Below are 26,012 nucleotides of genomic sequence, written 5' to 3' on the forward strand. Positions count from 1 at the left end.
GACGTGACCTGACCGGGAAACCCGACCCTTGCGTAAAAGACGAACCCTTCCCCAAAAACGATGAACTACTTACTGCTGCTGATTCCATGGGTGCTGCAACTCCCGATTAGTCGGGGGTGTTGCAACGTTCGCTAGAACTCGCCCAGATTGATTTTCTGCCCACTGTTCACGTTGACTGCTGGGCACAGTGGCCAGACGGATGGCAAAAACCCCGCCTTCGGAACCGAATGGTTCCCAAAGCGGGGTTTTCTCTGGTCGGGCTGACAGGATTTGAACCTGCGACCCCTTGACCCCCAGTCAAGTGCGCTACCAAGCTGCGCTACAGCCCGAAAATGCATCGCGACCCTTAAAGGGACCAGCGGAAGCACCTGAAAAAGCTTATCGTAAAAACCAGATGTTTATGACCAGTCCAGCGGCGCAGGGAGTCCACATCCGCCGACCGGACGTGTCCAGTTATGCTCGCGCTGCCGAACGACGACGGTGACCCTGCCTCCGCTTACGCTCCCGCTGACCAACGACGACGGTGACCCTGCAGCCGCTTATGCTCTTACTGCGGAACGAGGACGGCGTGATTCTACCGCCGCCGTCGGCCCCCGGCAGGACCTACCTCTTCTTGCCGCGCTTTTCCCGCACCCGCATGCTGACCTCGATGGGGGTGCCCTCAAAGCCGAAGGTTTCGCGCAGCCGGCGGGTGATGAAGCGGCGGTAGCCCGGATCCAGGAAGCCGGTGGTGAAGAGCACAAACTTCGGCGGCCGGCTGGAAGCTTGGGTGCCGAACAAGATGCGGGGCTGCTTGCCGCCGCGGACCGGGTGTGGATGGGCGGCGACCAGCTCGCCCAGGAAGGCGTTCAGGCGGCCGGTCGGAATGCGCCGGTCCCAGTTGTCCAAAGCCAGATCCAGCGCCGGCACCAAGCGGTCCTTGTGCCAGCCGGTCTTGGCCGAGATGTTAACCCGCGGTGCCCACTCGACATGTGCCAAGTCCTGCTCAATTTCGCGTTCCAAATAACGCCGGCGTTCGTCGTCGAGCAAGTCCCACTTATTGAAGGCCAGCACCAGCGCCCGGCCGGATTCGACGGCGAGCTGCAGAATGCGCACGTCCTGCTCGCTGAGCACCTCGTCCACGGCCAGCAGCACGACGGCTACCTCCGCCTTCTCGAGCGCGGACTGGGTGCGCAGGGAGGCGTAAAAGTCCGCGCCCTGGGCCATGTGCACCCGGCGGCGGATGCCGGCGGTGTCCACGAAGCGCCAGGTGCGCTCCCCCAGTTCAATAAACTCATCCACTGGGTCTCGGGTGGTGCCGGCCATCGGATCCACGACCACGCGCTCGCTGCCGGCCAGCTTGTTCAGCAGCGAGGACTTGCCGACATTAGGCCTGCCGATCAGGGCCACCCGCCGAGGTCCACCCGTGCGGTCAAGACCTTCGACCGCGGAGAACTCCGGCAGCGTTTCCATGACCTTGTCCAGCATGTCCGCGACGCCTCGACCATGCACGGCGGAAACCGGCCACGGCTCGCCCAGACCCAGGCCCCACAGTGCGGCGGCGTCGGATTCGAGCTGAATGTCGTCCACCTTGTTGCCAACCAGGATCACTGGCTTCTTGGCCCGGCGCAGCATCTTCACCACGGCCTCGTCGGTGGCGGTAATGCCCACCGTGGCGTCCACCACCAGCAGCACGGCGTCCGCCATGTCCACGGCAATTTCTGCCTGGTCCGCGACCCTGGCATGAATGCCCTTGGCATCAAACTCCCAGCCGCCGGTATCCACCACGGTGAAATTACGGCCGTTCCAGTGCGCGGCATAGGTCACCCGGTCACGCGTCACCCCCGGGGTGTCCTCCACTACGGCCTCGCGGCGGCCGAGGATTCGGTTCACCAGCGTGGACTTGCCCACGTTCGGGCGTCCCACAATGGCCAACACCGGATCCTGACGAAGCTGGCCGGCGCTGTCGCCGTCGTCGAACCTGCCCTCAAGCAGGGCAGCGTCCTCCTCGTCCAGCTCGTAGTCGGCCAGACCTGCCCGCAGCGAGGCGGCACGGACCTCGGCGTCGGCATCGTCCAAGGTTGCCAGGCGTTCGGCAATCTTATCCGTCCCCGTGGGAGTGTACTCGGCATCGTTGGAATCGAAGTCACCTTCGTTCAAACGGCCGGCGGACTGAGAGTCGCTCATGGTCACTTTCCTTCATGCTGTTCTGTGGGGTCCCCGTCAGCGGTGGATGGCTGATGTGCAGGATCGTCCCCACTAATTGTTCTTTCCCCGGATGCGGGGGATTCGTCTGCGGGCAACTGCTGCCCGGTCGTTGCAATGGCGGCCTGGACATGGGCGGCCAGCCGGAGCCGGATTTGTTCGGCTGCCCTGTCCATTGAAACACGCCCGCTCACCGCGGGTTCGCGGCCGATGGTCAGCGGTGTCCCGAAGACCACCTGGAGCCGACGTCCCGGAGCCGGGATTTTGTTGCGGTGGTCCCCGGTGATCCGGGTTCCCAAGATGGCGACAGGAACGACGGCGGCACCGGAGTTAAGCGCAAGCCATGCCACCCCACTGTTGACGCTTTCGGCGTTTCCGGAGCCGCGCTTTCCTTCCGGAAGGATCCCCACGCAGCCGCCGCGCTTCAGCACGGCCATGGCGCGCAGGAGCGCGCGCCGGTCGCCGCTGCGGTCCACCGGGATTTGCCCTGAGGCACGCAGCACGCGGCCCAGGAATCCGACAAACATTTCCCGTTTGACCAGCACATGCATATAGCGCGGCGCCGCCCCAACCATCACCGGACCATCCAGATAACTGAGGTGGTTGGCGGCAAAAATCAATGGCCCGTAGGCGGGGACATTCCGCCGGCCCCCCACGGTCGTCCGGTAAACAATGTGATCGAGCACTCTGCCCACCGGCCGGCTCCACCAGGTCCGCCAGCGAGCGGGAGCCAGTTCCACCTCAGCCATTCTTACGATGACCTCCCACCGCGTCCAGAACGGCATGGACAACGGCCATTACGGTCTGCTCGAAATCCATATGTGAGGAGTCCACCGTGAGCACACCGTCGGCCGCCCGCTGGAACTCCACGACAGTTGAATCCTTCGCATCGCGGTGCAGCACCTGCACCGCGAGCTGTTCCTGACTCTGGCTGCCTCCGAGCTGGATTCCGCGCCGGGCCATGCGCGCCTCTTCGCTGGCGGTCAGCAACAGCCGCACCTCCGCGGCAGGCGCGACGACGGTGGTGATGTCCCGCCCCTCCACCACAATGCGCCGACCGGCGCGGACAATCGTTTCCTGCTGCCGGCGGACCAATTGGGTGCGGGCACCCAGCGTGGTGGCTACCGCACTGACGGCGGAGGAGATTGCCGGTTCCCGGATGTCGTCGGTGACGTCCTGGCCGGCTACCCGGACATATTCCTGGTCCGGGCTCAAACTCAGCTCCAAATCCAGCGCCCGCGACGCCGCTTCCACGGCAACCGCGTCGTCCAAAGCGATCCGGTGCGATACGCAGTGCCAGGTCAAGGCGCGATACATGGCGCCGGTATCAAGGTAGGCAAGGCCCAGCCTGCGGGCAACCTCACGGCTGACGCTGGACTTCCCCGACCCGGAGGGCCCATCGATTGCCACCACCAGGGGTTTACCCAGGTGCAGCATTTTCAAGTTCGTTTCCGTCACAAGATGACCTTCCAGCCGCGGTCCGTCAGTTCCTCCACCAGCCCCACCCGCCTGTTGGGCATCACGGAAAGCTCCACCCGGCCCATTTCCTTCCCTGCCGAGTGGTCCAGCCGCAGATCTTCAATATTGACACCTATCTGACCGATTTCGGTCAACAGCCGTGCAATCTGACCGGGCTTGTCATCCACCAGCACTGTCAGCCAGGCGTACTGCTGGGCCGGTCCCCCGTGCTTGCCCGGAATTCGTCCTTGCCCGGCATTGCCCTCACTGATCAGCTGCGCCAGGTCCAGCCTGGCGCCGGGCGCTGCGGGTGCGTGAAGCGTGTTGATCAACCGATCCAAGTCATGGCGAACCTGCTCCAGGATCGCCACCAGGGGCGCGGCGTTGGCGCCCAGTATCTGCACCCACAGAGAAGGATCACTGGCCGCGATTCGGGTCACATCGCGCAGTCCGTTTCCGGCCAGCGACAGGGCATGGGCCGGGGCGTCCTGCAGTCGACCGGCCACCAGCGAGGACATGATCTGCGGCAGGTGCGACACCAGCGCCACCGCCGCATCGTGCTCCGCGGGGGCGAAACGGAAAACCACAGCGCCCAGATCGATGGCCAGCGACTGCGCGGTTTTGATGGCAGCCGCGCTGCTGTCCCCGGAAGGACACAATACCCAGGGCATGGAGGTGAAAAGCTCACCGCGGGCAGCGACCGGGCCGGAACGCTCCCGGCCCGCCATCGGGTGTGTTCCCACGTAACGCGTCAATTCCACGCCGGGCGGAACCGGAATTGACGCGGCAGGCAGCTCCGGTTCCGCGGTTCCGGACAGCAGCAAGGCCTGCAATTCAGCCAGCACGGAGGCCTTGACGCTGGCAACATCGACGACGACGGCGGCCGGGTAGTTTCGCAGCGCAGCCGCCACCACGGCCGCTGTGACGTCCGGCGGCACGGCGACCACAACCAGCTCCGGCTCCAAGTCGGTTCCCGGCTGCAGTGGCCTGCCCGCGCCGATATCGACGGCGACGGCCTGGGCGGACGGCGAACTGTCGGCCAGCACCACGTCAATGCCGCGGCTGCGCAGGCCAAGTCCGATGCTTGCCCCAAGGAGACCGGTGCCCAGAATCAGTACGGGACCGTTCAGATGCGAGGGATTCATCACCCTTACATTCCGACGCTTGCGAGCAAGTGGCCCACTTCCTGCCGGCCCAGGACGCGGATGCTGCCCTGGCGCTGGTCGTTCATCCGGATCGGGCCAATCTGGGTGCGGACAAGGCGCTCCACCGGGTAACCGACGGCCTCAAACATGCGCCGCACAATGCGGTTCTTACCCGAATGCAGCACAACCTCGGCCAGGATGTGACCCGGTGTGGAGTCAACCAATTTAAAGGAGTCCACGCGTGCCATGCCGTCTTCAAGCTCGATGCCTTCACGCATCTGTGCTCCCACGCCGGCGGCCATCGGTCCGCGAACCTGGGCCAAATACGTTTTGGGCACCTCGTATTTGGGGTGGGTCAGGCGGTTAGCCAGTTCGCCGTCGTTGGTCAGCAGCAGCAAACCTTCGGTCGCTGTGTCCAGCCGTCCGACATGGAAAAGCCGCTCATTGCCCTGCCGATTCTTCAGGTAGTCCCCGACGCAGCGACGCCCCTCCGGATCATCCATCGTGGACACGACTCCCTTGGGCTTGTTGAACACCATGTACAACAGCGATTCATCCAGCTGAAGCCGCATGCCGTCCACTGAAATCGTGACCTGCTTGGGATCCACGCGCAGACCCAATTCCTGCACAACGTGCCCGTCGACTTCGACCCGGCCCTCGGCGATCATGTCCTCGCAAACCCGGCGGGAGGCTACCCCGGCCGAAGCCATCACTTTCTGCAGGCGAACACCGGCTGGATCGTGGAGATCCTCGCCGCGGCCTTGATTGACCGGCCTGCGGTTCTGCTCGGTGGGACGGTTCTTGACCGGTCCAAGACTGCGTCCGAACCGCTCACCATTGAAAGCGCGGGGGCCTTTTGGCGCGCCGGCTCTGGTGCCGCCCGCCGGCGTGGCGGACTTGTTGTGGCCGGCGGCAAATTTCGGTGCGCCCGACTGAGCTGAACCTGATCGGGGCGAACCGGATCGGGCGGAACCGGCCTGCGCTGAGCCCGACCTTGCTGACCCAGTCTCTGGTGAGCCGGATCTGGCGCGCCAGGCTTTAGCCGCAGCATCCTGCTGCGCTCCCTCGCGCGGCGCACTGCCACTCCTCGGAGCAGCGTTACCTCGCGGCGCACCGCCACTCCTGCGGTCGTTACCCGCAGCACCATCGCGCGGGGCATCAGTGAACCCCGCACGGCCACGAGGGGCTCCGTCGCGCGGGGCACCGGCATTCCTGGGCGCACCGCTGCGCGGCGCAGCACCGCGCGGTGCCCCGCCCCGCGGCTGGTTCCGATCCTGGCCGAATTGGCTTCGCCCCGAGTTTTCTGGGCGGCGGGACGGTGTCATGGTGAGTCCTTATAAGTAGTACGTTCAGTAGGGCGAATCTTCAAAGTCATGGAGGTTTTCCAGTCCCGGCAAGTGGGGTGCCAGCCGCGGAAGTTCATCCACGCTGCCAACACCTATCCGTTCAAGAAAAAATTGCGTGGTCCGATACAGAAAGGCGCCCGATTCCGGATCTGTCCCCGCTTCTTCGATCAAACCACGTTGAATAAGCGTGCGCACCACCGAGTCGACGTTGACGCCACGGATCGCCGAAACCCTGGCCCGCGAAACCGGCTGGCGATAAGCGATGACCGCCATAGTTTCCAGTGCCGCCTGCGTCAGCCGGGCCGATTGGCCGTCCATTATGAAGCGGGAAACCAAGGCAGAAAACTCCGGCCTTGAGTAAATCCGCCACCCACCTGCAACGTTCCGCAGTTCATAACCGCGGGGGGCAGTGACAAAGTCGGCGGAATCATCCTGATTTCCGGCGGGCACGCCATCGTGACCTATACGAGTATAGCCGTCATATTCGCGCTGCAGCCCCGCCAGCAACTGGCGGACGTCATCCAATGGGCGTCCGAGGGCCGCGGCAAGCGCGCTTTCCTCAACGGGCTCGTCCACCACCATCAGCACGGCTTCCAACGCGGCCCGGGCACCACCGGGCAGGTGATCCATATTCAGCGGGTCGCCAAAGGAGCCGTCCAAAGAACTGGCCAAGGGCTCATCCACAGATTCGCCCAAAGCCGCGGCCTCGTCGTCGTCCGCCGGCCGGGACCGTGCCCCCGATTCCTTATCCATCACCGTCTGCCTCCATCTTCGCCACTGGTAAGGGGGCGGCGCTGGGCGTGCCGCGGCCGCCGCCGGCGTATTCCTCGCTTAGATCTCCGCTGCTCCAGCCACGATTGGACCCGGTCCATCGGACTGTCAGTTCGCCCAGCGGGCCCGCCTGCTCGAAGGCGATTACGGCATCGCGGAACATCTCCAGCAGGGCAAGAAACCGCGCCACGACCACCAGCGTGGTTCCGGCATCGGATGTCAGCATGCGGAAGGACAAAGATCCCGCCGCCTTCAACCGGGTGCCAATTATCTCCGCCTGTTCCCTGATGCTGACGGCGGGGGCGTGTAAGTGGGCCAAACCGACCTCGGTGGGGGCGGCCGCTTTGGGCTTCATCGCTTGCTCGGCCAGCGCTGCAAATTGTTCCGGAGTGTGCCGCCAGACCAATTCCGGAAGCAGCGCGGCAAAATGCGCTTCCAGCGGGGCCATGCGGGGAAAGCGGCTCGATTCCTGAGCCAACCGGGCAGCAAGGATCGCCGCCATTTCCTTGAAGGCTTTGTACTGAAGCAGTCGGGCGAAGAGCAGGTCCCGGGCCTCCAGCAGTGCGATGTCTTCGTCGTCCTCCACCGACCCGGAGGGCAGCAGCCGGGCCGCTTTCAAATCCAGCAAGGTAGCGGCAACCACCAGGAATTCGCTGGCCTCATCCAGCGCCCACTCCTGGCCAAGCTGCTGGAGCCGCCGGATGTGGGAGATAAATTCATCCGTGACCCGGGACAGCGAAACCTCGGTGATATCCATCTCGTGCTTGGAAATCAGGCCCAGCAGCAGATCGAAGGGACCGGTGAAGTTGTCGAGCCGGACCTCGAATGTCTTACCGGCCTGCTTCGCTCCGGAAGGAGGCGGCCCGGCCTCAGCGTGGACTGAGTTAGGGCGCTCCACCGCGGGCCACAAGCTCTTTGGCGAGACGCCGGTAAGCATCCGCCCCCTGATGGTTCCCGGCGAAAGTAGTTATCGGCTCCGCTGCCACCGTCGCATCGGCAAATTTAATGGCCCGCTTAATCACGGTCTCGAAGACTTTGTCACCGAACGCCTCCACCAGGCGGGAAATGACTTCCCGGCTGTGCAGCGTGCGGGCGTCATACATCGTCGCAAGGACTCCATCGACCTGCAGGCGCGGATTGAGCCGGTCCTGGACTTTCTCGATCGTTTCCACCAGCAGTGCGACGGCGCGCAGGGCGAAGAATTCGCAGATCAGCGGAATGATGACGCCATGGGCCGCGGTCAGTGCGTTGACGGTCAGCAGGCCGAGGGACGGTTGACAGTCGATCAGCACCACATCGTAATCGTCCTCGACCTTTTTCAGCGCCCGGTCCAGCACCTGCTCGCGGGCCACCTCGTTGACCAACTGCACCTCCGCGGCCGAAAGGTCGATGTTCGCCGGCAGGAGATCGATATTCTCGATTTCGGTGTGCCGGATCACGTCGCGGATATCCACCTTGCGGTCCATCAGCACGTTGTACACGGTCAGATCAAGTTCATGCGGGTTCGTCCCGAGGCCCGCCGACAAGGCACCCTGTGGGTCGAAGTCCACCAGCAGCACCTTGCGGCCCGCCTCGGCCAGCGCAGCGCCGAGGTTGATCGTGGAGGTGGTCTTGCCCACGCCGCCCTTCTGGTTCACCATCGCTATGACGCGGGCCGGACCGTGCGAGGAGAGCACAGGAGGCTCCGGGAACTCGGTCAGCGGCCGTCCGGTGGGACCCATGACGACGTCGTCAAAGTCCAGGTCTGCGCCTTCCAGAGTTATTGAACCCTGCTCGTTGCTCACGTATCAGTCCACACTTTCGCTTCTATCGGGTTTCACCGGTCCTCCCCCAAGGTTACCGCCCCGTGGGTGCGTTCCCGGAAACATTCGGACGCACCGGGTCTTGAGCCTTGACTTTCAACTGGAACCTGAGTGTTCGCCGGATGCGGACCACGATCAGGGAGCGCGCCTATACTTTCAGGTGATGAGCAAGTCGCGAAAGCCCCAGAAACCGGCCACCAGCGGCTCCCCCGAACGGATTCCAGCCGATCCCGCGCGGCCGGAGCTAATCCGTGCGGAGCGCCTTCAGGTCGGCTACGGCAACAAGGCGGTCTGCGGCGAAATCGCCTTCAGCCTGCGCCAGGGTGAAGCCCTGGCGCTCGTCGGTCCCAACGGGGCCGGGAAATCCACCGTGCTCAAAACGGTGGTGGGCCAGCAGGAGGCCATCAGCGGACAGACCCGGGTCAACGGCGAGGAAGCCGACGACCGCAGCCTCGCCTTCCGCCGCGAGGTGGCGATGGTGTTCGACGACGACGCATTCTTTCCCGCTCTGACGGTTCAGGAACATCTGGCCATTGTCGCTGCCGGGCACGGAGCCACGGATGTGGAAGCGATGATCGACGCCGAGCTCGATTTTTTCGGACTCTCCGCCCAGCGCCCTTCGCTACCGCATAACCTGTCCTCCGGCCAACGCCGCCGGATGCTGTTGGCGGCCGCCTTTGTGCGGCCCCGGTCCCTGCTGGTGCTGGACGAACCGGAGCAACGCCTTGATACCGCCATGCGTGCCAAGCTGGCCACCCGCCTGCGGGCAGAGGTCGACGGCGGTCTGGGGTTGCTGCTGGTCACCCACGATCCGGCGTTCCTGAGCACGGTGGCTACCCGAGCCATCTTCGTGGCCGACGAGGTGCGCCGGATGACCCCAACCCAGGCAGCGCTGGCCATCGCCAGCGAGAACCCGCACGCGGGCTGAACGGCAGCCATGACCTCACACCCCGCTGAATCCGAACGGACGCTGCTCAGCGCCCGGGAAATCCGCCGCTATACCTTCAAGGTGGGACTCGCCCGATCTGAAGGCGGCATCGGCGAACTCATCTCCGAGGCTTACACCTATGTCTTTGCCGCCATCGTTCTGGTGGTCATGTCGGGCGCCATCGTTTTGGGGTTGCGCCATTCGCTCGGATTGGGCTCCACCCCCGTGTGGAGCGCGTCAGCGCTTTCCCCCGGATTCCAGAGTCTCGCCCCGCTGCAGGCCAGCGCCACCTTGATGCTGACGCTGGCCGCGGCGTTGCTCAATGTTCAGTTGAACCTCGGCCCCATTGCCATGACCGTTCCACAGACTTTTTGGTGGCTGGGGCTGCCGGTACGCCGGCGCGGCTTTATTTCCCCCGGCTTCCTGCGCTCCATGATCTGGCCCGTCGCCGGTGGCATTGCCGTCGTGGTGCCGCTGTCCTTGGGCATCGGGTCTCAGTCCTCCCCCGGACTGGTGGCGCTGGCCACCCTCTGCGGGGCGGCCCTGGCCCTGTTCCTGTACGGAACGGCCGGTTGGGTCCAAATCACCGGACGGGGCCGCTGGCTGGGGACCTTGGCGGCGGCCGTGACCCTGGTGGCCCCGCTCTCACTTGTCGGTACGGCCCTGTACAACAATGTCTCCGGCACCCGGGTAGACATGTCCTGGCTGCTGTATCTGCCCACCAGTTGGCCACTGCTCGTGGCCAATGGCGCGCTCTGGCCGCTGCTGCTGGTCGCCGTCGCCCTGGCCGTGCTGGTCCTCGTCTATGCAAATCTGGAGCGCGTCAGCTCCGCCAGCCTGAGGGCCAGTGCCGTCGCCAGCGCCTACGTCGCGGGGTCGGTCCTGTCGATGGACGCCAGCGAGCTGTCCAAGTCGCTCAGCAGCGGCACCCGCAGCGGTACCTCATGGATTCGGCTGCCCCTGGTCTTCCGCAGCGGGAGCCAGACGCGCCGCAGCGTGCTGACGATGCTCAGCGCCCATCTGACCATGCAGTTGCGCCAGCCCACGCGGCTGATACGGGTGCTGGTGCTGGCGGCCATTCCCGCCAGTCTGGCATCGGTCCAGTTCTTGGGGAACGCGACGCTGATCGCGGTGGTGCTGTATTTCTGTGCGCATTTTGCTGTCACAGGTCTGGGCGCGGTGGCGCGATTCGCGGCTGGAAACCCCAGCGTCGATGCGTTGATGCCGCTCCCCGCGAAGCTCGTGCGCCAGGTCCATTATGTGCTGCCCGCGGCGGGCATGACGCTGTGGATGATCCTGTGCTTCGTGCTCCTGCACGTGCTGGGCGTCGGTTCTTGGACGCTGATCATTCTGGCACTGCTGGCGGGGCCCGGGTTGGGCGGTGCCACGCTCCGGGCCGCCTTCCGGCCCACCCCGGACTGGAATATGCCGGCCGTCTCCACCGCGATGGGGCCCGTCCCCACTGGTGCCATCCGCAGCTTCCTGGTGGGCCCTGACCTGACCCTGATTGCACTTCTTCCCACCCTCATCTGCCTTATCTCCGGCGGAGTCCCGCTGCTGGCTTATCCGGTGCAGCTGGGCCTAAGCCTGATTGGCTTTGGCTGGGGCTGTCGGCTGCGCAAACCAAAGCGCAGCAAGGGCGCAGGCGGTGGCATCCAGCTGGCGGCCGGTGGTCGCTGATATGTGGTCAGCTGATGGCTGGATGCGGGCGGCCGCTGGAAGCTGCAGACGTCCAGGATGATCTTGCCGCGCACATGGCCTTGCATGCTCGGCCTGCAGGCGTCGCAGCTTCCCGACCTGGGCTAAGGGCTCTGTACCGTTGCGCAGCCCGGGCATAGACTGTCGCTACTTCCCGACCATCACCATTCGTTTCCATACTGACGGACACCTTGGGGACAACGTGCAAAGATTCAGGACCGGCTCATGAATGAGGCGGAACGCGTCGTCACCTCTCGAATGGGCAGAATCCGGAACACGCTGACGCTGCGCGAGTGGCTCTCCCTTTCGGGGATGGCTGCGTTCGTAGCCTTTTTGCATGTGCTCGGTTGGGGTGTCCTGCTGGCAATTGTTGCGCCCAGGAATTACCAGGTTGGCTCCACGGCGGTGTTCGGGGTGGGACTTGGTGTCACCGCCTACACGCTGGGACTGCGCCATGCCTTCGATGCCGATCACATTGCCGCCATTGACAGTACAACCCGAAAACTGATGAACGATGGAAAGCGGCCGCTCTCCGTGGGTTTCTGGTTTTCTCTGGGCCACTCCAGCATTGTGTTCGCCCTTTGTGCGTTGCTGGCGCTGGGGGTGCGGGCCTTTGCGGCCGAGGTCGACTCGGACTCCTCCGCCCTGCACGCCCTGCTGGGGCTGATCGGAACCGGAGTCTCCGGCGTGTTCCTCTACATTCTGGGCATTCTCAATCTGGTTATTCTGCTTGGCATCGTCAAGGTCTTCCGCCGGATGCGGCAGGGCGAGTTCGACGAATCGGCACTGGAGCGGCAGCTCAACAGGCGGGGCCTGATGAACCGCATCTTTGGCGGCGCCACCCGAATCGTCAGCCGGCCGTGGCAGATGTACATCGTGGGCCTGATGTTCGGTTTCGGCTTTGACACCGCCACGGAAGTCAGCCTGCTCGTGCTGGCCGGTGGTGCAGCAGCCTTTTCGCTCCCCTGGTATGCCATTTTGACCCTGCCCGTGCTCTTCGCCGCTGGAATGAGTCTGCTCGATGCCATCGACGGCTGCTTCATGAACTTCGCCTACGGCTGGGCATTCTCCAAACCGGTCCGCAAAATTTACTACAACCTGGTCATTACTGGTCTCTCCGTTGCCGTGGCGCTGGTCATCGGATCCATCGAGCTCACCTCCATCCTGGTGGACAAGGCGGGCATTCACTCCGGACCGCTGGCCGCGATCGGCCGAATGGACCTGAACAGCGTCGGCTACGCCATTCTTGCCATCTTTATCCTGGCTTGGGTCATCGCCGCCGGAGTTTGGAAATTCGGGCACATCGAGGACAAGTGGACCCTCGCTTTAAAGCGGCCCAGCACCGTGGACAGTCCTGACCTCTGAAGCTATTGCGGTTTGCGGTGGAGAAGCCTACATTAAGGGCACGAGGTGGCAAAGCCAATGCATGAACTCTCCATCACACAGAGCCTGGTCGATACGGTTCTGGGACGAACAGGCAAGCGCGCAGTCAAGGGTGTCAATCTGCGAATTGGGCGCTTGAGTGGAGTTTTGCCGGATGCCGTACGCTTTTGTTTTGAACTGGTATCTGTAGATACTCCGCTGGCCGGTGCCGTCCTGCGGATAGACGAGCCGCAGGGACGCATCCGCTGCCGCAGCTGCCATCGCGATGTAGTGCTGCCGGACACGCTCCTCTTATGCACCTGCGGCAGCGCTGACGTCGAAGTTACCAGCGGCCGCGAGCTGATGGTCATGTCCGTGGAGGTGGGTTCGTAGATGTGTTCCACGTGCGGATGCAGCGATGACGCAGGTGTAAGAATTTCCAGCTTCGATGTGGCCGGGGAGCCGGGCCACTCCCACCCGCACGACGACGGGCACAGCCACCCGCACGACGACGGGCACAGCCACCCGCACGATGGAGCCACTTCGCAGGCCGCCGGCGCAGCCCAGACACTGCTGCTGGAGGCGAACCTGCTCGCCAAGAACGACCTGCTGGCTGCGCGCAACCGTGGCTGGCTTGAGGGCCGTGGCATCCGGGCCTTCAACGTGATGAGTTCACCAGGCGCCGGAAAGACCACGCTGCTGGTCCGCACCATCCGCGAGCTCGGCGGCGAACTGAACATCGCCGTCGTCGAAGGCGACCAGGAGACCTCCCTCGATGCCGAGCGGATCCGCACCACCGGAAGTCCGGTGGTGCAGATCAACACCGGAGCCGGTTGTCACTTGGACGCGGACATGCTGCATCGCGGTCTTGACGCGCTGAATCCGGAGCCGAACTCGACGGTCTTCATCGAAAATGTTGGAAATCTGGTGTGTCCGGCCCTGTTCGACCTGGGTGAGGCAGCCAAAGTCGTTGTTATTTCTGTTACGGAAGGCGATGGTAAACCGCAAAAGTATCCGCATATGTTCCTGGCAGCCGATTTGGTGATCATTAACAAGTCGGATCTGCTTCCCTATGTCGATTTCGACGTCGATAAGTGCATTCTTCAGGCACGGCAGTTGAACCCGCACGTCGACACGCTCGTCGTTTCAGCCACCACCGGACAAGGTCTGGAGGGCTGGTACGACTGGCTCAGGAAAAATCAGGATGCGCTGGAAACCCGGCCCGCGGCAGCGACCCTGCCGCTTGGAGCACCGGCCTGAGTTTCCGCACGCAAGCCAACGGAGCCCGTTCCGAACGGACGGCTCGCAAAGGAGGCAACGATGCCTACCGCCACTTCAGCAAAGGCCGAAGAGACGCTCATCCACGTGCTGTGGATTAATGCCGGGCTCAGTTGCGACGGCGACTCCGTAGCCCTGACCGCCGCCACACAGCCGAGTGTGGAGGAGATTGCCCTTGGTGCACTCCCCGGGCTGCCCAAGGTCGCTATGCACTGGCCACTGATTGACTTTGAATGCGGCCCGCAGGAGGGTGCCGACGATTTCCTCGAGTGGTTCCGCAAAGCCGACCGGGGCGAATTGGAACCGTTCGTGCTGGTGGTGGAGGGCTCCATACCGAACGAAAAGCTGCACGCGGAGGGCGGCTATTGGTCCGGCTTCGGCAACAACCTTGAAACCGGGCAGCCAATCACCACCAGCGAGTGGCTGGACCGGCTCGCGCCCAAGGCAACTGCGATCATTGCCGCCGGAACATGTGCCACCTACGGCGGAATTCACGCGATGGCAGGCAACCCCACCGGTGCCATGGGAGTTCCCGACTATTTGGGCTACGACTGGAAATCCAAGGCCGGCATTCCGATTGTCTGTGTGCCCGGCTGCCCCATCCAACCGGACAACCTCTCCGAGACCATCACCTACCTGCTGTATCAGGCGACAGGCCAATCGCCGATGATTCCCCTCGACGAGGCGTTGCGGCCCACCTGGCTTTTCGGCAACACCGTCCATGAGGGCTGCGATCGCGCCGGTTACTACGAGCAGGGGGATTTTGCCACCGAGTACGGTTCGCCCAAGTGCATAGTCAAGCTTGGCTGCTGGGGGCCGGTGGTTAAATGCAATGTGCCCAAACGCGGCTGGATGAACGGAATCGGCGGCTGCCCCAATGTCGGCGGAATCTGCATCGGCTGCACCATGCCGGGCTTCCCCGACAAATTTATGCCCTTCATGGATGAACCTCCCGGTGGCAAACTTTCCACCACCGCCGTCATGCCCTACGGGTCCACGATCCGCAATCTGCGCCGGATCACCACCAAAACGCTGGACAAAGAACCGCGCTGGCGCAAGCCCGGACGCGAGCTGCTGACCGGCGCGAAGCGAACCTGGTAGTACACCAAGTGAGAGAGGCAATGAAATGACTTCGACGATTCCGATGCCTGCCAAGGGCGGGACCACCGACGATGGCCTTGTGGAGATGGCGTGGGATCCGATCACGAGAATCGTCGGCAGCCTGGGCATCTACACAAAGATCGACTTCAAAAACAAGGAAGTGGTGGAGTGCAAGAGCACCTCCTCGATCTTCCGCGGCTACTCCATTTTCATGAAGGGCAAGGACCCGCGGGATGCCCACTTCATCACCAGCCGGATCTGCGGGATCTGTGGCGATAACCACGCCACCTGCTCGTGCTATGCGCAGAACATGGCCTATGGGGTTAAGCCTCCGCACCTGGGCGAATGGATCGTGAACCTGGGTGAGGCCGCCGAGTACATGTTCGACCACAACATCTTCCAGGAAAATCTGGTGGGCGTGGACTACTGCGAAAAGATGGTCTCCGAAACGAATCCGGCGGTCCTGGCCAAGGCTGAAAACACCCGTGCCCCGCACGAGGGCGAGCACGGCTACCGCACCATCGCTGACATCATGCGCTCACTGAATCCCTTCACCGGTGAGTTCTACCGCGAGGCCCTGCAGGTGAGCCGGTTGACGCGGGAGATGTTCTGCCTGATGGAGGGCCGGCATGTGCACCCGTCCACCTTGTATCCCGGCGGCGTTGGCACCGTCGCCACCATCCAGCTGATGACGGATTACATCACCCGGCTGATGCGGTACGTGGAGTTCATGAAGAAGGTCGTGCCAATGCATGATGACCTCTTCGACTTCTTCTACGACGCCCTGCCGGGGTACGAACAGGTGGGGCTGCGCCGGACACTGCTGGGCTGCTGGGGGTCCTTCCAGGATCCCGAATTCTGCAATTTCGCCTACAAGGACATGACGGAGTGGGGCCGGAAGATGTTCGTGACCCCCGGCGTCGTGGTCGATGGAAAGCTGGTGACCACGGATCTGGTTCGGATCAATCTGGGCATCCGGATCATGCTCGGCTCCTCGTACTACGAGGACTGGAATGACCAGGAGATGTTCGTAACCAATGATCCGCTAGGCAATCCGGTGGACCGTCGCCATCCTTGGAACCAGCACACCAACCCGAAGCCGCAGCGCCGTGATCTGGAGGATAAATACAGTTGGGTGATGTCGCCGCGCTGGTTTGACGGCACCGACAACCTGGCACTGGATACCGGCGGCGGACCACTGGCCCGGCTCTGGTCGACGGCGCTGGCCGGGCTGGTCGACATCGGCTACATCAAGTCCACCGGCCAGAGCGTGCAGATCAACCTGCCCAAGACCGCTCTAAAGGGGCCGGTGGAACTGGAGTGGAAAATCCCGCAGTGGAGCAACACGCTGGAGCGCAACCGGGCGCGTACCTACTTCCAGGCCTACGCCGCCGCCGCCGCCCTGCACTTCGCGGAAAAGGCGCTGGAGGAAATCCGGGCCGGGCGAACCAAAACCTGGGAGTCTTTTGAAGTCCCGGACGAGGCCGTCAGCTGCGGCTTCACCGAGGCCGTCCGCGGGGTGCTTTCCCACCACATGGTGATCCGGGACGGCAAAATCGCCAATTACCATCCCTACCCGCCGACGCCGTGGAACGCCAGTCCCCGCGATGCATCGGGAACTCCCGGGCCATACGAGGACGCGGTGCAGGGCCAGCCCATATTCGAGGAAAACGACCGGGAGCACTTCAAGGGGATTGACATTATGCGCACGGTCCGCAGCTTCGATCCCTGCCTGCCGTGCGGGGTTCACATGTACATGGGCGACGGCAAGTCCCTGGACCTGCTGCACTCACCCACGCAGTCACTCACCGGAGAATAGCGGTGGCCGGCCAAGGCGCGGTGGTTGCTGCCGGGGAAGCGCAGTTCCGGGCCGCCGGGGAGCGGATCAGCACCCTGCTGGATGGGCTGTCGGCCGGTGGCGCCGTAGCCCACGAACGAGCCGAAGAGCTGGTGCGGCAGGTAACGGACCTGTACGGCGCGGGGCTGGAACGCATCTTGGGCGTGCTCAGTGAGCGGGGAGCCCTCGACGACGACACGCTGGAAGCCCTCTGCGCCGATGAGCTGATCTGCGGTCTTCTGCTGGTCCACGGCCTGCACCCGCAGGACGTTCCGGCCCGGGTGTCGGCCGCGCTGGAGAGCGTGCGCCCGTATCTGGGATCACACGGCGGGGACGTCGAACTGCTGGGCATCGACGACGACGGCGTGGTGCGCCTGCGTCTGCTCGGCAGCTGCCACGGCTGCCCGTCGTCGTCAGTCACACTGAAGCTGGCCGTCGAGGACGCCATCCTCTCCGCCGCGCCGGAGGTGACATCCATCCAAGTCCAGGCGGAGGAGCAACCGGCCGCGTCCCCGGCCCTGATCCCCCTCGAAGCGCTGCGGCTCCGCCTGGACCAGCCTGGGAGCGGGCACGGCACCGGCTCGCCGGCCGGTGCTTGGGAGTCCGCTCCGGAACTGGCCGGGCTGGAACCCGGTGAAGTGGCAGGCTTCCTGATCGGCTCCGTGCCGGTGCTCGCCTGCCGGTCCGGCCAAGATATCTATGCGTACCGGGACTATTGCCCGCGCTGCACGGGTTCGCTGGCGGGAGCCGTGCTGCAGCGCGCCCTGGCCGCCGCCGCCGGCGGTGGTTTGCTGCGCTGTCCCACCTGCCGCAGCCACTTCGACGTCCGCAAGGCGGGGATCTGTCTGGAGGAGACGGACCTGCACCTTGACCCACTGCCGCTGTTGGTGCGCAGCGGCGTTCTGTCCGTGGCCGTGCCCGTTTCGGTGCCCGTGGCCGGGGGCACGGCGTAATGAGCCTGGACACTTCGCCGGACGCCGGCAGTGGTGTCCGGCCCAGGGGCGGTGCACTGTCCCAACCCACGCTGTCCGTGCTGCGCCGGATTGCCAGTTCCCGGCCGCAGCCTACCGTCGGCGAGCGCTGTGACATGTGCGCGGAGCCGATCCCGGCAACCCATCAGCATGTCGTGGACGTGGACAGCCGCGCGATGATGTGCACCTGCCGGCCGTGCTACCTCCTGTTCACCGACAGCACCGCCCATCTGCGCTACCGCTCTGTCCCCGACCGTTACCTGTCCTTTCCCTCCTTTGAGCTGGGCCAGGGGCAATGGGACGAACTGGAGATACCCGTGGGACTGGCGTTCTTCTTCGCCAACTCCCAGCTGGGGCGCGTGGTGGCGTTCTATCCCGGCCCCGCCGGGGCCACCGAATCCGAATTGCCGCTTGGCGCCTGGGACGGCGTTCGGGCCGCGAACCCGGAGCTGGAAACCGCCCGCCCGGACACCGAGGCGCTGCTGATCCGCGCACCGGGACCGGAACGGCAGGTAGCGGACTGCCATCTGGTGCCCATCGACGCCTGCTATGAGCTGGTGGGTCAACTGCGCCGGGTCTGGCGGGGGTTCGACGGCGGCCAGCAGGCCCGCGCCCAGCTGGCGGAGTTCTTCGACAAAGTCTGCAGCCGCAGCAAGGACGCACCCGCCTGCCTGCCCGACGTCACTTCCGGGGGGCGGCGGCCATGACTGATCTGGAGTTCGCGGTTCGGGACATCGTGCCAGAGCCCTACGCCGCCGCGCCCCAGCTCACCGCGCGGCTGCACATTACCGAATCGAGCGGTGCCGCCGTCCATGCCATCGCGCTGCGCTGCCAGGTCCGCATCCAACCCCAACGCCGCGCTTACGATGCGGAGGAGGAGGCTGGTTTGACGGATCTCTTCGGCCCGCGCGTCCGCTGGCCGTCCACCCTGAAGCCGTTCCTGTGGATGCAGTGCGGCACCATGGTGCAGGGTTTCAGCTCAGGCACCGAAGTGGATCTTCCGCTCCCCTGCACGTACGACTTCGACGTCGCAGCTGCCAAATACCTTCATGCACTGCGGGACAGGAATATTGCTTTGGACTTCCTTTTTTCCGGCACGGTCTTCACCAAGGGCAGCAACGGCTTTGGTGTGGAGCAGGTGCCGTGGGACCGGGAAGCGTCCTACCAACTGCCGGTTTCCGTCTGGCGGGAGCTGATGGACAGTTTCTTCCCCAACTCCGGCTGGATCCGGCTGGACCGCGACATGCTCTCTGCGCTGGCGCAGTACAAATCCGCCCGCGGGCTGATCTCCTGGGACGCCGCCGTGGAGAGCCTGCTGGCCAAGGCGGGTGAGCCCGTCCAATGAGTACCAGCCTAAGTCTGGCCCGCGTCATCGCCGACGCGGTGCTCTATGAGGGATATCTGCTCTACCCCTACCGCGCCTCCTCCCAAAAGAATCAGTCACGCTGGCAGTTCGGCATCCTTGGGCCACCGGGGGCCTCGGCGGCCGGCGTGGGCGAAGAGTCATCAATGTTTGCGGATTGTCTGCTGCAGGCCGGTCCCGCGGCCGGCATCGAAGTGCGGATCCGCTTCCTTGCGCTGCAGACCCGCACGGCGGAAAAGGCCAACGACGACGACGGCTTCACCGAGGTGCCGGAACTGCGGATTGGCGCCCTGCGTTGGTTGAGCTGGGACGAAGCGACCGAGCACGAGGTGGCGTTGGGCCCTTTCAACACGGCCGAACTGATGGCCGGGTGCAGCATTCCTGTGCAGATCCCCGCCAGCCGCGAAATCGAGCCGCTGATCGATGCCAGCGGAAACGTCGCCGGCAGACTGGTGCGAAGCCGCCGCGCGCTGCAGGGAACGGTAACGCTGCAGGCGGCCGAAGTTCGCGGCAGCTTCGCGGGTACCGGCCGGCTGCTGCGGGTTCGCGTGACGGCCGAGAATACAGCCGCAGGGGTGGCGTCGGACAAGCAGGTTGCGATCGCCACGTCGTTTATCGGCACGCACCTGCTCCTGAGCGTCGAGGACTCGGACTTCCTCTCCCTGCTCGATCCGCCGGAGGCCGCCCGGGAGGCTGCCGCTTCCTGCTCCCAGCACCGATGCTGGCCAGTGCTGGCCGGCCCCGAAGGCCAGACCGATGTCCTGCTGCTCTCCCCCATCATTTTGTATGACCACCCGGCAGTGGCCCCGGAAAGCTCCGTGGCCCTGTTCGATGCAACCGAAATCGACGAGATCCTCACGCTGCGGATACTGACGCTCACGGAGGAGGAAAAGTCCGAAGCGCGGGCCACGGACCCGCGGGCCGGCGCAATCATCGATAAGTGTGAGGCGATGAGTGCAGACGAACTCGCACAGTTGCACGGCGCACTGCGGAACCCGCATGCCCTCGATGATACCGCCGGCACGGCCGCAGTGCCCACGGCTGGAGGACCCCCCATGGGGGCGGATGTCTTCCCCGGACTTTCCGGGTTGTCCTCAACGGAGGCTCCCTGGTGGGATCCGGCCGAAGATGCCAGCGTTCGCCCGGAAACCGACGCGGTGATGATCGATGGAATTCCGGTGGCCCGGGGCAGCCGGGTGACAATCACCCCGCGGCGCCGGGCGGACGCGCAGGATCTCTTCTCCGCCGGGCAGATCGCCCGCGTGACGGGTGTCCACTTCGACGTCGACGGCAGCACCCATGTCGCCGTCGTCATCGAAGCAGACCCGGCGGCGGAACTACAGGAATGGTATGGCCGGTACCTTTATTTTGCGCCGGACGAGCTGGAGCCGCTGGTGCCCGAGCCGCGGAACAACCGATGAAAGGAAAGCCATCATGAAAATTATTGGAATGGCCGCCACGGCCATGGCACTGGCGGCCGCCGGGCTGGCGGTCGTGGTCGGGCTGCGTTCTGTTCCCGACGTCCAGCGATATTTGAAAATACGTCAGATGTGAACTATTTCCTGCAGCATCCCGAAGCACCGGCGCTACAGACGCCGGGGACTCAGACGCGGGTCCTGGTGGCAGGCATCGGCAACATATTCCGGGGCGACGACGGTTTTGGACCCGAGGTGATTACGCGCCTCATCGACACTGCCGGCGGCGTCGGGAATCCGGGAGTGCGGCTGGTGGACTATGGCATCCGCGGACTGCATCTGGCTCTGGACCTGCTGGACGGCGTGGACGCCCTGATACTCGTGGATGCGCTGCCCGCGCCGGAGGCCACCGGCGCCGGCCGCGATGAGAAGGTAACGGGCGCCATGGTGCCCGGCAGCATCCGCATCCTGGCGATTGGGCCCGAAGACATCCGCAGTGCTGGGCTGCCCTTCGGTCCAGCCCTGGATCCGCACGGTATGGACCCGTTCACCGTGCTGAAACGCCTGAGTGCCATGGGCGGTTTCCTGCCGTTGACCTATCTGGTGGGCTGCACCGTGGCCTCAATCGAGGACGGCATTGGCCTGTCCCGGGAAGTATCCCGTTCCGTGCCCGCAGCTGTGGCCGCGGTCAGGAACCTTATCGCGACCACCATCCCGGCCCGGCTGCCGGCGGTGGCGGCACCCGCAGCGAATGTTCAAGGCCGCCAGCAACTGTAACTGAACCACAGACCGTAAGGAGAACGCCGATGTGCTTAGGAATTCCCGGCCGGGTGCTGGAACGCCTTCCCGGCTACGGTGATCAGCTGGCTCTGGTGGATGTGGCTGGCGTCCAGCGGAAAATCAACATTGGACTGTTGGATGAGGGTCCTCTGGAGCCGGGAACCTGGGTCATTATCCACATGGGATTTGCGCTGGAGCGGGTGGACCAGGCGGGCGCCGATCATGCCATGGACTCACTGGAGCTGATGGGCAGCGGCCCGCTCGGGGAGGACGAAACGCCCTGATCAGCCTTCGAGCGCCACGGCCGTTCCCCGGTGCTCCACCGAGCCGTTGGCAATTTTCAGGTGCCGGGCGGTGAAGTACCGCAACCGCTGGAGCTGACCCACGCTCAGCCTGTCGCAGATCCAATCCCAATGCAGCGAGACCGCGTCGCCTGCCGCAAGGCCAGCGACGAAGCCGCTCCCGTTGATCGCAAACCTCGCCGTCTCCACCTTGGCCTCGCCCAGCGAAAGCATCCGTCCGTCCCAAGCCAGCGGCCTGGAGCGAACCACTGCTTCATCACCCGTGATCGCCAACACCTCGCCCCAGCGGATACGGCACTGGTCCAGCACGTTTAAGGCGGTGGCAAAGCGCCGGTCATCGCGGAGCAGGCCCAGCCAGGGATAAATCTCCAAAACATGGAAACTATGGTGTGGAACGCCGCCGGCCAGGACTCCCTCCACCAGATGCGAAAACTGGGTCCCGGTGCGGGCACGGAAACGGTCCTCCATGGAGTTGCCAATGTTTCGCACACCGACCCGCTCCAGCAGCGGATTGCCGACCCAATATGCCTCGACCACCCGGTAATCGAGCGGATCCGCGATGCCGGTGGCGCCGGCGATCAGCTCGAGATAGGGCCAGGCTCCGGCAAACCCCTTGGCTAGTTCGCGCAACCCGGAATCGGTGACGCCGGCCTGGCCATAATGCAGCAGCGCGTCGCTGTCCGCGGGTCCACAGCTGCCACGGGAATTGGGCGGATAGGCATAACGGACAAACAATTGGGCGCCGTTGACAACACTGCTGATTCCGCCGTCGACCACCGTGCCGGAATTTATCACGTCTGGGCCTCGTTCCGCAAGGGTAAAGCTTTCACACAAGCTAGTCGGAACGCTAGCACCACGGCCCCACCGCCACAAGGAGCCGGATCATACCATTGACACCCCCGCTGTTCAGGCGGATGCTCTAAGCAACAGAGCCCGAGCAGCTCCGACTGCTCTTTCGCCGCTAGGAGGCCAGCCTGTGGAGCGTTCCGCGCTGAATCGCCGGTCGGTTCTGACCATGGGATTGCTCGGCGGCGGCGCGGCCCTGCTGTCCTCCTGCGGCTCGGCAGGGGCGGGAGCGCCCGTGTCCGCACCCGCAGCAGGAAAGAGCATCCAGCTGACCGATCAGCGTGGAAAGGTCCTGACCTTTGATCGGCCCCTTACCCGCGTGGTGACCATCCCAATGCCCACGGCATCACTGCTGATCGCCGTGGATCGGCGGGCGGATCACCTGGTCGGCATGCATAACGCCTCCTGGCAGGCCATCCGGTCCGGAACCATGGGCAGGATGTTTCCCGACGCACTCAAGATTCCGCACGGCATCGCCACAGCGGACTTCACTCCCAATGTGGAGAGCATCCGCGCACTGAACCCTGAGGCTGTGGTTCAATGGAGTGATTCCCAATTGACCGACCCACTGGAAAACGCCGGTCTGAAGGTAATCGGGCTGGCCAACACCGGTCAACAGTCAGATGTTGACGCGTGGATAAGCCTCTTCGCGGCCATGCTGGGCAAGCCTGACCGGGCCATGGAAATGAAGGCACGCAGCGACGACGAGCTGCACACCATCCTGGCCCTGGCCTCCGGCCGGTCCGGCCCAGGTCCGGGCGTGCTGTACTTCAACCGCTTCAGCGGTGGCCTCAAGGTGGCCGGCAACGGCAGCTACAACGATTTCTACATTAAGGCCGTTGGCGCCCGCAATCCCGCCACCGGCGATGCCGGCGTCAAGGGCTCGGGCATGGTCGGGGTGGACATCGAACAGGTGTTGGCCTGGAACCCGGACATCATGCTGCTGGGCAATTTCGATGACGCCCTTCCCCCGGATCTTTATTCCGATTCCGTCTGGCAGAACGTGGCGGCCGTCCGCAACCGCCGAGTCTACAAAGTACCGCTGGGCGGTTATCGTTGGGATCCCCCGGGGCAGGAATCGCCACTGATGTGGCGATGGCTCACGGATATCTGTTTTCCGCGCTCGGGTGCCTCGACGCTGCGCGGCGTCATTCCGGGCTACTTTGATTTCCTGTACGGCCGCAAGCCGGATCAGGAGGAGATTGACACCATGTTGTGGATGAACGCGAACAGCCGGTCGGCCAATTACCAGCAATTCCATGGCAAGTGAGCTCCGCGGGCACCAATCGGGACGCCTCCGCGCGCACCAATCGGCACGTCTCCTCCAGCGCCAACCGCCACGCCTGCTCCAGCACCAGTCGGGAGGCCCGCGGCAGGACCAACCGGGGCTCCTCCGGAGGTCCGCGGCTGGCCCCGGGCCCAGGATTAGAGGTCCCATCGCAGGCACCGCGCTCCTGTTGCTGGTCATCTCTTTGCTGGCGCTGGCGTTGGGACGCTTTGACGTTTCTTTCTGGCATGTGCCCCAGATCCTGATTTCCCGCGTTCTGCCGCTGCAGGTGCCGGTGGATGCGTCCGAGGAAACCGTGGTGCTGCTGGTGCGGCTGCCCCGCGTTCTGCTGGCCCTGCTGGTGGGCGGCGGACTGGCCATCGGCGGCGCCGCTCTGCAGGCCATCTTCCGCAACCCCCTGGTCAGCCCGGAGATCATCGGCGTTTCGGCCGGAGCGTCCTTTGGCGGTGCGCTGGCGCTGCTGTTCGGCCTGGGATCCCTGGTGTTGGTGGGTGGTTCCTTCACCTTCGGACTCGCTGCGTTGTGCCTGCTCTTCCTCATCACCGCCGGCAGGGGCGGCACTCCACTGCTGATGATCGTGCTGGGCGGAGTGGTGGTGGGTTCGTTTTTCTCCGCCCTCGTGGCGCTCATCACCTACCTTGCCGATCCGTTCACCACTCTGCCGGCGATTGTCTTCTGGCTGTTGGGCAGCGTCGCGAGCGCCAATTACGCAAAAGTGCTTACCGCCGTCGTGCCGATCCTGGTCGGGACCGGTACCCTGCTTGCCCTGCGCTGGCGGATCAACGTCCTCTCGCTCGGCGATGAAGATGCCGCGGCGCTGGGGCTGCGGCCACGCATCCTGCGCTGGGTGGTGCTGATCGCCGTGGCGCTGATCGTGGCGGGCGCGGTGGCCGTCAGTGGCGTGATCAGCTGGGTGGGACTGGTCATTCCCCATCTGGCGCGAATGTGGGTTGGCCCGGATCACCGGGTGTTGCTGCCCGTCAGCTTTTTCCTGGGTGGAGCCTACATCGTTGCCGTGGACACCGTGGCGCGCACGCTTACAGCCGGGGAAATTCCACTGGGTGTGCTGACCGCCCTGATTGGTGCTCCCGTGTTTTTCCTGCTGCTGCGCCGCCATCGCGACAGGATCTGGGACAGTGCTTGAGTTCGACGACGTCGGCTATGGCTATGGCGCAAAGGCGTGGGTCTTCCGCCACGTGGGTTTCCGGCTGCCGGCAGCTACCGTGACGGCCGTGCTGGGCCCCAACGGCAGCGGCAAAACCACGCTGATCCGCTGCGCAGCCGGTCTGCTGGCGCCGGCGGAGGGCACCGTAAAAAGGCTGGACAGCGTGGGATACGTCCAGCAGGCCCACGGCAACGCCTTTGCGTACCGATCGCTGGAGATGGTGCTGATGGGACGCGCCCGGCAGATACGCCTCTTCCACTCACCCGGGGAGGCCGATCGGCGGGCCGCCCATGCGGCGATGGAGCGGGTCGGAATCGCGGAACTGGCGGACCGGCTGTTTCCAACGCTCAGCGGCGGGGAGCAGCAGCTGGTCCTGATTGCCCGCGCCATCGCCACCGAGTGCCCCCTCCTGGTGCTGGATGAACCATCCACAGGATTGGATCTGAAGAACCAAGGCAGGGTGCTGACGCTGCTGCGGGATCTGGTGGCGGACGGCATGACCCTGCTGCTGAGCACGCATGATCCGGCCCATGCCCTGTACCTGGCCGATGCCGTTGTCCTGATGTACCCGGATGGCGTCCGGGTAGGCCCGGCCATAGAGCTGCTGACCGCGGCCGAACTCAGCGCCCTGTACGGAGTTGGACTGAGCATGCCCGCGTACCGGGAAGGCAGCGGAGTGCTGCGGCGGGCCGTGGCCATACAGTATGACGCGCGGTCGGAGCTGCGATCGGAAACATCGCCGGGGCCTGTGCAGGGGCCTGTGCCGGATATGACGGCGGGGGCGCGGCCGGCCGCCGAACCGCCGTCCGCCGAACCGCCGTCCGCCGAACCGCCGTCCGCCGATCCGCCGTCCGCCGATCCGCCGTCGACCGGGTCCTCCGACCCACAACCCCAAGCCTGGGCCACCCCCGCCAAACACAGCTGAGGCCCATGTTTATCCCCAAACATGGGCCCTCAGCGCGGCGATGATGG

Annotated in this window: 25 protein-coding genes, 1 tRNA gene and 1 pseudogene; 17 read left to right on the forward strand and 10 right to left on the reverse strand. The window is 64.6% G+C overall.

The features are described from left to right. Positions 1-252 precede the first annotated feature (252 nt). The 9 genes and pseudogenes from IV498_RS09990 to IV498_RS10030 all read right to left on the reverse strand — a co-directional run bounded on the left by IV498_RS09990 (position 253) and on the right by IV498_RS10030 (position 8,688). Positions 253-329: transfer RNA gene (locus tag IV498_RS09990), tRNA-Pro, on the reverse strand. 274 nt (positions 330-603) lie between these two features. Further along, complete coding sequence (gene der / locus IV498_RS09995; RefSeq protein ID WP_269046412.1) at positions 604-2,166, reverse strand: ribosome biogenesis GTPase Der; 1,563 nt, start codon at positions 2,164-2,166, stop codon at positions 604-606. A gap of 2 nt (positions 2,167-2,168) precedes the next feature. Beyond that, a complete protein-coding gene (locus IV498_RS10000) occupies positions 2,169-2,933 on the reverse strand; it encodes a lysophospholipid acyltransferase family protein (protein WP_269046413.1) in 765 nt (254 codons plus the stop codon). Then, entirely contained in the window at positions 2,926-3,621 is a 696-nt protein-coding gene (gene cmk, locus IV498_RS10005; RefSeq protein WP_269046455.1) for a (d)CMP kinase, read from the reverse strand. The genes IV498_RS10000 and cmk overlap by 8 nt, the downstream gene beginning before the upstream one ends. Positions 3,622-3,638: 17 nt before the next feature. Beyond that, positions 3,639-4,787, reverse strand: coding sequence for a prephenate dehydrogenase (locus tag IV498_RS10010; RefSeq protein WP_269046414.1), 1,149 nt, complete (start codon positions 4,785-4,787; stop codon positions 3,639-3,641). 5 nt (positions 4,788-4,792) lie between these two features. Further along, positions 4,793-6,022, reverse strand: a pseudogene (locus IV498_RS10015) (pseudouridine synthase); the annotation flags it as partial. Positions 6,023-6,136: 114 nt separating this feature from the next. Next, complete coding sequence (scpB, locus tag IV498_RS10020) at positions 6,137-6,763, reverse strand: SMC-Scp complex subunit ScpB (protein ID WP_269046456.1); 627 nt, start codon at positions 6,761-6,763, stop codon at positions 6,137-6,139. A gap of 115 nt (positions 6,764-6,878) precedes the next feature. Beyond that, the gene (locus IV498_RS10025) at positions 6,879-7,841 is read right to left on the reverse strand and encodes a segregation and condensation protein A (protein ID WP_442951336.1); all 963 of its coding nucleotides are present in this window, start codon (positions 7,839-7,841) and stop codon (positions 6,879-6,881) included. Next, positions 7,789-8,688 (reverse strand): ParA family protein, encoded by a 900-nt coding sequence (locus tag IV498_RS10030; RefSeq protein ID WP_269046415.1) that lies wholly within the window; start codon positions 8,686-8,688, stop codon positions 7,789-7,791. The genes IV498_RS10025 and IV498_RS10030 overlap by 53 nt, the downstream gene beginning before the upstream one ends. A 181-nt stretch (positions 8,689-8,869) precedes the next feature. Here IV498_RS10030 and IV498_RS10035 point away from each other — a divergent pair, with 181 nt between their 5' ends. From IV498_RS10035 to IV498_RS10095, 14 genes are all read left to right on the forward strand, one after another. Beyond that, a complete protein-coding gene (locus tag IV498_RS10035) occupies positions 8,870-9,634 on the forward strand; it encodes an ABC transporter ATP-binding protein (RefSeq protein ID WP_269046416.1) in 765 nt (254 codons plus the stop codon). Positions 9,635-9,643: 9 nt separating this feature from the next. Next, positions 9,644-11,314: a DUF6297 family protein gene (locus IV498_RS10040; protein WP_269046417.1), complete on the forward strand. Its 1,671-nt coding sequence runs from the start codon at positions 9,644-9,646 to the stop codon at positions 11,312-11,314. A gap of 243 nt (positions 11,315-11,557) precedes the next feature. Continuing rightward, the gene (locus IV498_RS10045; protein WP_269046418.1) at positions 11,558-12,697 is read left to right on the forward strand and encodes a HoxN/HupN/NixA family nickel/cobalt transporter; all 1,140 of its coding nucleotides are present in this window, start codon (positions 11,558-11,560) and stop codon (positions 12,695-12,697) included. A gap of 57 nt (positions 12,698-12,754) precedes the next feature. Further along, the gene (locus IV498_RS10050) at positions 12,755-13,087 is read left to right on the forward strand and encodes a hydrogenase maturation nickel metallochaperone HypA/HybF (RefSeq protein WP_269046419.1); all 333 of its coding nucleotides are present in this window, start codon (positions 12,755-12,757) and stop codon (positions 13,085-13,087) included. Further along, the gene (hypB, locus tag IV498_RS10055) at positions 13,088-13,954 is read left to right on the forward strand and encodes a hydrogenase nickel incorporation protein HypB (RefSeq protein ID WP_269046420.1); all 867 of its coding nucleotides are present in this window, start codon (positions 13,088-13,090) and stop codon (positions 13,952-13,954) included. It abuts the gene before it with no gap. Between the two features lie 60 nt (positions 13,955-14,014). Continuing rightward, positions 14,015-15,073 carry a hydrogenase expression protein HypE gene (locus tag IV498_RS10060; protein WP_269046421.1) on the forward strand — a complete coding sequence of 353 codons (1,059 nt, stop codon included), beginning with the start codon at positions 14,015-14,017 and terminating at the stop codon, positions 15,071-15,073. Between the two features lie 25 nt (positions 15,074-15,098). Then, on the forward strand, positions 15,099-16,892 hold the full coding sequence (locus IV498_RS10065) for a nickel-dependent hydrogenase large subunit (protein WP_269046422.1): 1,794 nt from the start codon (positions 15,099-15,101) through the stop codon (positions 16,890-16,892). A gap of 2 nt (positions 16,893-16,894) precedes the next feature. Further along, positions 16,895-17,863 carry a NifU family protein gene (locus IV498_RS19075; protein WP_269046423.1) on the forward strand — a complete coding sequence of 323 codons (969 nt, stop codon included), beginning with the start codon at positions 16,895-16,897 and terminating at the stop codon, positions 17,861-17,863. Further along, complete coding sequence (locus IV498_RS10075) at positions 17,863-18,588, forward strand: DUF5947 family protein (RefSeq protein WP_269046424.1); 726 nt, start codon at positions 17,863-17,865, stop codon at positions 18,586-18,588. The genes IV498_RS19075 and IV498_RS10075 overlap by 1 nt, the downstream gene beginning before the upstream one ends. After that, positions 18,585-19,226 carry a DUF6084 family protein gene (locus IV498_RS10080; protein ID WP_269046425.1) on the forward strand — a complete coding sequence of 214 codons (642 nt, stop codon included), beginning with the start codon at positions 18,585-18,587 and terminating at the stop codon, positions 19,224-19,226. Before IV498_RS10075 ends, IV498_RS10080 begins: the two co-directional genes overlap by 4 nt. Further along, a complete protein-coding gene (locus tag IV498_RS10085; protein WP_269046426.1) occupies positions 19,223-20,665 on the forward strand; it encodes a hypothetical protein in 1,443 nt (480 codons plus the stop codon). The genes IV498_RS10080 and IV498_RS10085 overlap by 4 nt, the downstream gene beginning before the upstream one ends. A gap of 13 nt (positions 20,666-20,678) precedes the next feature. Beyond that, positions 20,679-20,798: a DUF6893 family small protein gene (locus IV498_RS19080; protein WP_442951337.1), complete on the forward strand. Its 120-nt coding sequence runs from the start codon at positions 20,679-20,681 to the stop codon at positions 20,796-20,798. Further along, positions 20,795-21,436: a hydrogenase maturation protease gene (locus IV498_RS10090; RefSeq protein WP_269046427.1), complete on the forward strand. Its 642-nt coding sequence runs from the start codon at positions 20,795-20,797 to the stop codon at positions 21,434-21,436. Before IV498_RS19080 ends, IV498_RS10090 begins: the two co-directional genes overlap by 4 nt. Positions 21,437-21,465: 29 nt before the next feature. Then, a complete protein-coding gene (locus tag IV498_RS10095) occupies positions 21,466-21,723 on the forward strand; it encodes a HypC/HybG/HupF family hydrogenase formation chaperone (protein WP_269046428.1) in 258 nt (85 codons plus the stop codon). On the opposite strand, the gene IV498_RS10100 is transcribed toward IV498_RS10095, so the two are convergent. Then, on the reverse strand, positions 21,724-22,536 hold the full coding sequence (locus IV498_RS10100) for a DUF6390 family protein (RefSeq protein WP_269046429.1): 813 nt from the start codon (positions 22,534-22,536) through the stop codon (positions 21,724-21,726). Between the two features lie 181 nt (positions 22,537-22,717). Here IV498_RS10100 and IV498_RS10105 point away from each other — a divergent pair, with 181 nt between their 5' ends. The 3 genes from IV498_RS10105 to IV498_RS10115 all read left to right on the forward strand — a co-directional run bounded on the left by IV498_RS10105 (position 22,718) and on the right by IV498_RS10115 (position 25,965). Further along, positions 22,718-23,857, forward strand: coding sequence for an ABC transporter substrate-binding protein (locus tag IV498_RS10105; protein WP_269046430.1), 1,140 nt, complete (start codon positions 22,718-22,720; stop codon positions 23,855-23,857). A 187-nt stretch (positions 23,858-24,044) separates the two neighbouring features. After that, a complete protein-coding gene (locus IV498_RS10110; protein ID WP_269046431.1) occupies positions 24,045-25,019 on the forward strand; it encodes a FecCD family ABC transporter permease in 975 nt (324 codons plus the stop codon). Further along, positions 25,012-25,965: an ABC transporter ATP-binding protein gene (locus IV498_RS10115; RefSeq protein WP_269046432.1), complete on the forward strand. Its 954-nt coding sequence runs from the start codon at positions 25,012-25,014 to the stop codon at positions 25,963-25,965. Before IV498_RS10110 ends, IV498_RS10115 begins: the two co-directional genes overlap by 8 nt. The last annotated feature ends 47 nt before the right edge of the window (positions 25,966-26,012 follow it).

This window comes from Paenarthrobacter sp. Z7-10 (assembly GCF_026932795.1).
Taxonomy (GTDB): domain Bacteria; phylum Actinomycetota; class Actinomycetes; order Actinomycetales; family Micrococcaceae; genus Arthrobacter_M.

Excerpts from the sequence above, each read along its gene's own strand:
- der (WP_269046412.1), bottom strand. The coding sequence starts at position 2,166 with ATGAGCGACTCTCAGTCCGCCGGCCGTTTGAACGAAGGTGACTTCGAT.
- IV498_RS10000 (WP_269046413.1), bottom strand. The coding sequence starts at position 2,933 with ATGGCTGAGGTGGAACTGGCTCCCGCTCGCTGGCGGACCTGGTGGAGC.
- cmk (WP_269046455.1), bottom strand. The coding sequence starts at position 3,621 with ATGCTGCACCTGGGTAAACCCCTGGTGGTGGCAATCGATGGGCCCTCC.
- IV498_RS10010 (WP_269046414.1), bottom strand. The coding sequence starts at position 4,787 with ATGAATCCCTCGCATCTGAACGGTCCCGTACTGATTCTGGGCACCGGT.
- scpB (WP_269046456.1), bottom strand. The coding sequence starts at position 6,763 with ATGGATCACCTGCCCGGTGGTGCCCGGGCCGCGTTGGAAGCCGTGCTG.
- IV498_RS10025 (WP_442951336.1), bottom strand. The coding sequence starts at position 7,841 with ATGCTTACCGGCGTCTCGCCAAAGAGCTTGTGGCCCGCGGTGGAGCGC.
- IV498_RS10035 (WP_269046416.1), top strand. The coding sequence starts at position 8,870 with ATGAGCAAGTCGCGAAAGCCCCAGAAACCGGCCACCAGCGGCTCCCCC.
- IV498_RS10040 (WP_269046417.1), top strand. The coding sequence starts at position 9,644 with ATGACCTCACACCCCGCTGAATCCGAACGGACGCTGCTCAGCGCCCGG.
- IV498_RS10045 (WP_269046418.1), top strand. The coding sequence starts at position 11,558 with ATGAATGAGGCGGAACGCGTCGTCACCTCTCGAATGGGCAGAATCCGG.
- IV498_RS10050 (WP_269046419.1), top strand. The coding sequence starts at position 12,755 with ATGCATGAACTCTCCATCACACAGAGCCTGGTCGATACGGTTCTGGGA.
- hypB (WP_269046420.1), top strand. The coding sequence starts at position 13,088 with ATGTGTTCCACGTGCGGATGCAGCGATGACGCAGGTGTAAGAATTTCC.
- IV498_RS10060 (WP_269046421.1), top strand. The coding sequence starts at position 14,015 with ATGCCTACCGCCACTTCAGCAAAGGCCGAAGAGACGCTCATCCACGTG.
- IV498_RS10065 (WP_269046422.1), top strand. The coding sequence starts at position 15,099 with ATGACTTCGACGATTCCGATGCCTGCCAAGGGCGGGACCACCGACGAT.
- IV498_RS10075 (WP_269046424.1), top strand. The coding sequence starts at position 17,863 with ATGAGCCTGGACACTTCGCCGGACGCCGGCAGTGGTGTCCGGCCCAGG.
- IV498_RS10080 (WP_269046425.1), top strand. The coding sequence starts at position 18,585 with ATGACTGATCTGGAGTTCGCGGTTCGGGACATCGTGCCAGAGCCCTAC.
- IV498_RS10085 (WP_269046426.1), top strand. The coding sequence starts at position 19,223 with ATGAGTACCAGCCTAAGTCTGGCCCGCGTCATCGCCGACGCGGTGCTC.
- IV498_RS19080 (WP_442951337.1), top strand. The coding sequence starts at position 20,679 with ATGAAAATTATTGGAATGGCCGCCACGGCCATGGCACTGGCGGCCGCC.
- IV498_RS10095 (WP_269046428.1), top strand. The coding sequence starts at position 21,466 with ATGTGCTTAGGAATTCCCGGCCGGGTGCTGGAACGCCTTCCCGGCTAC.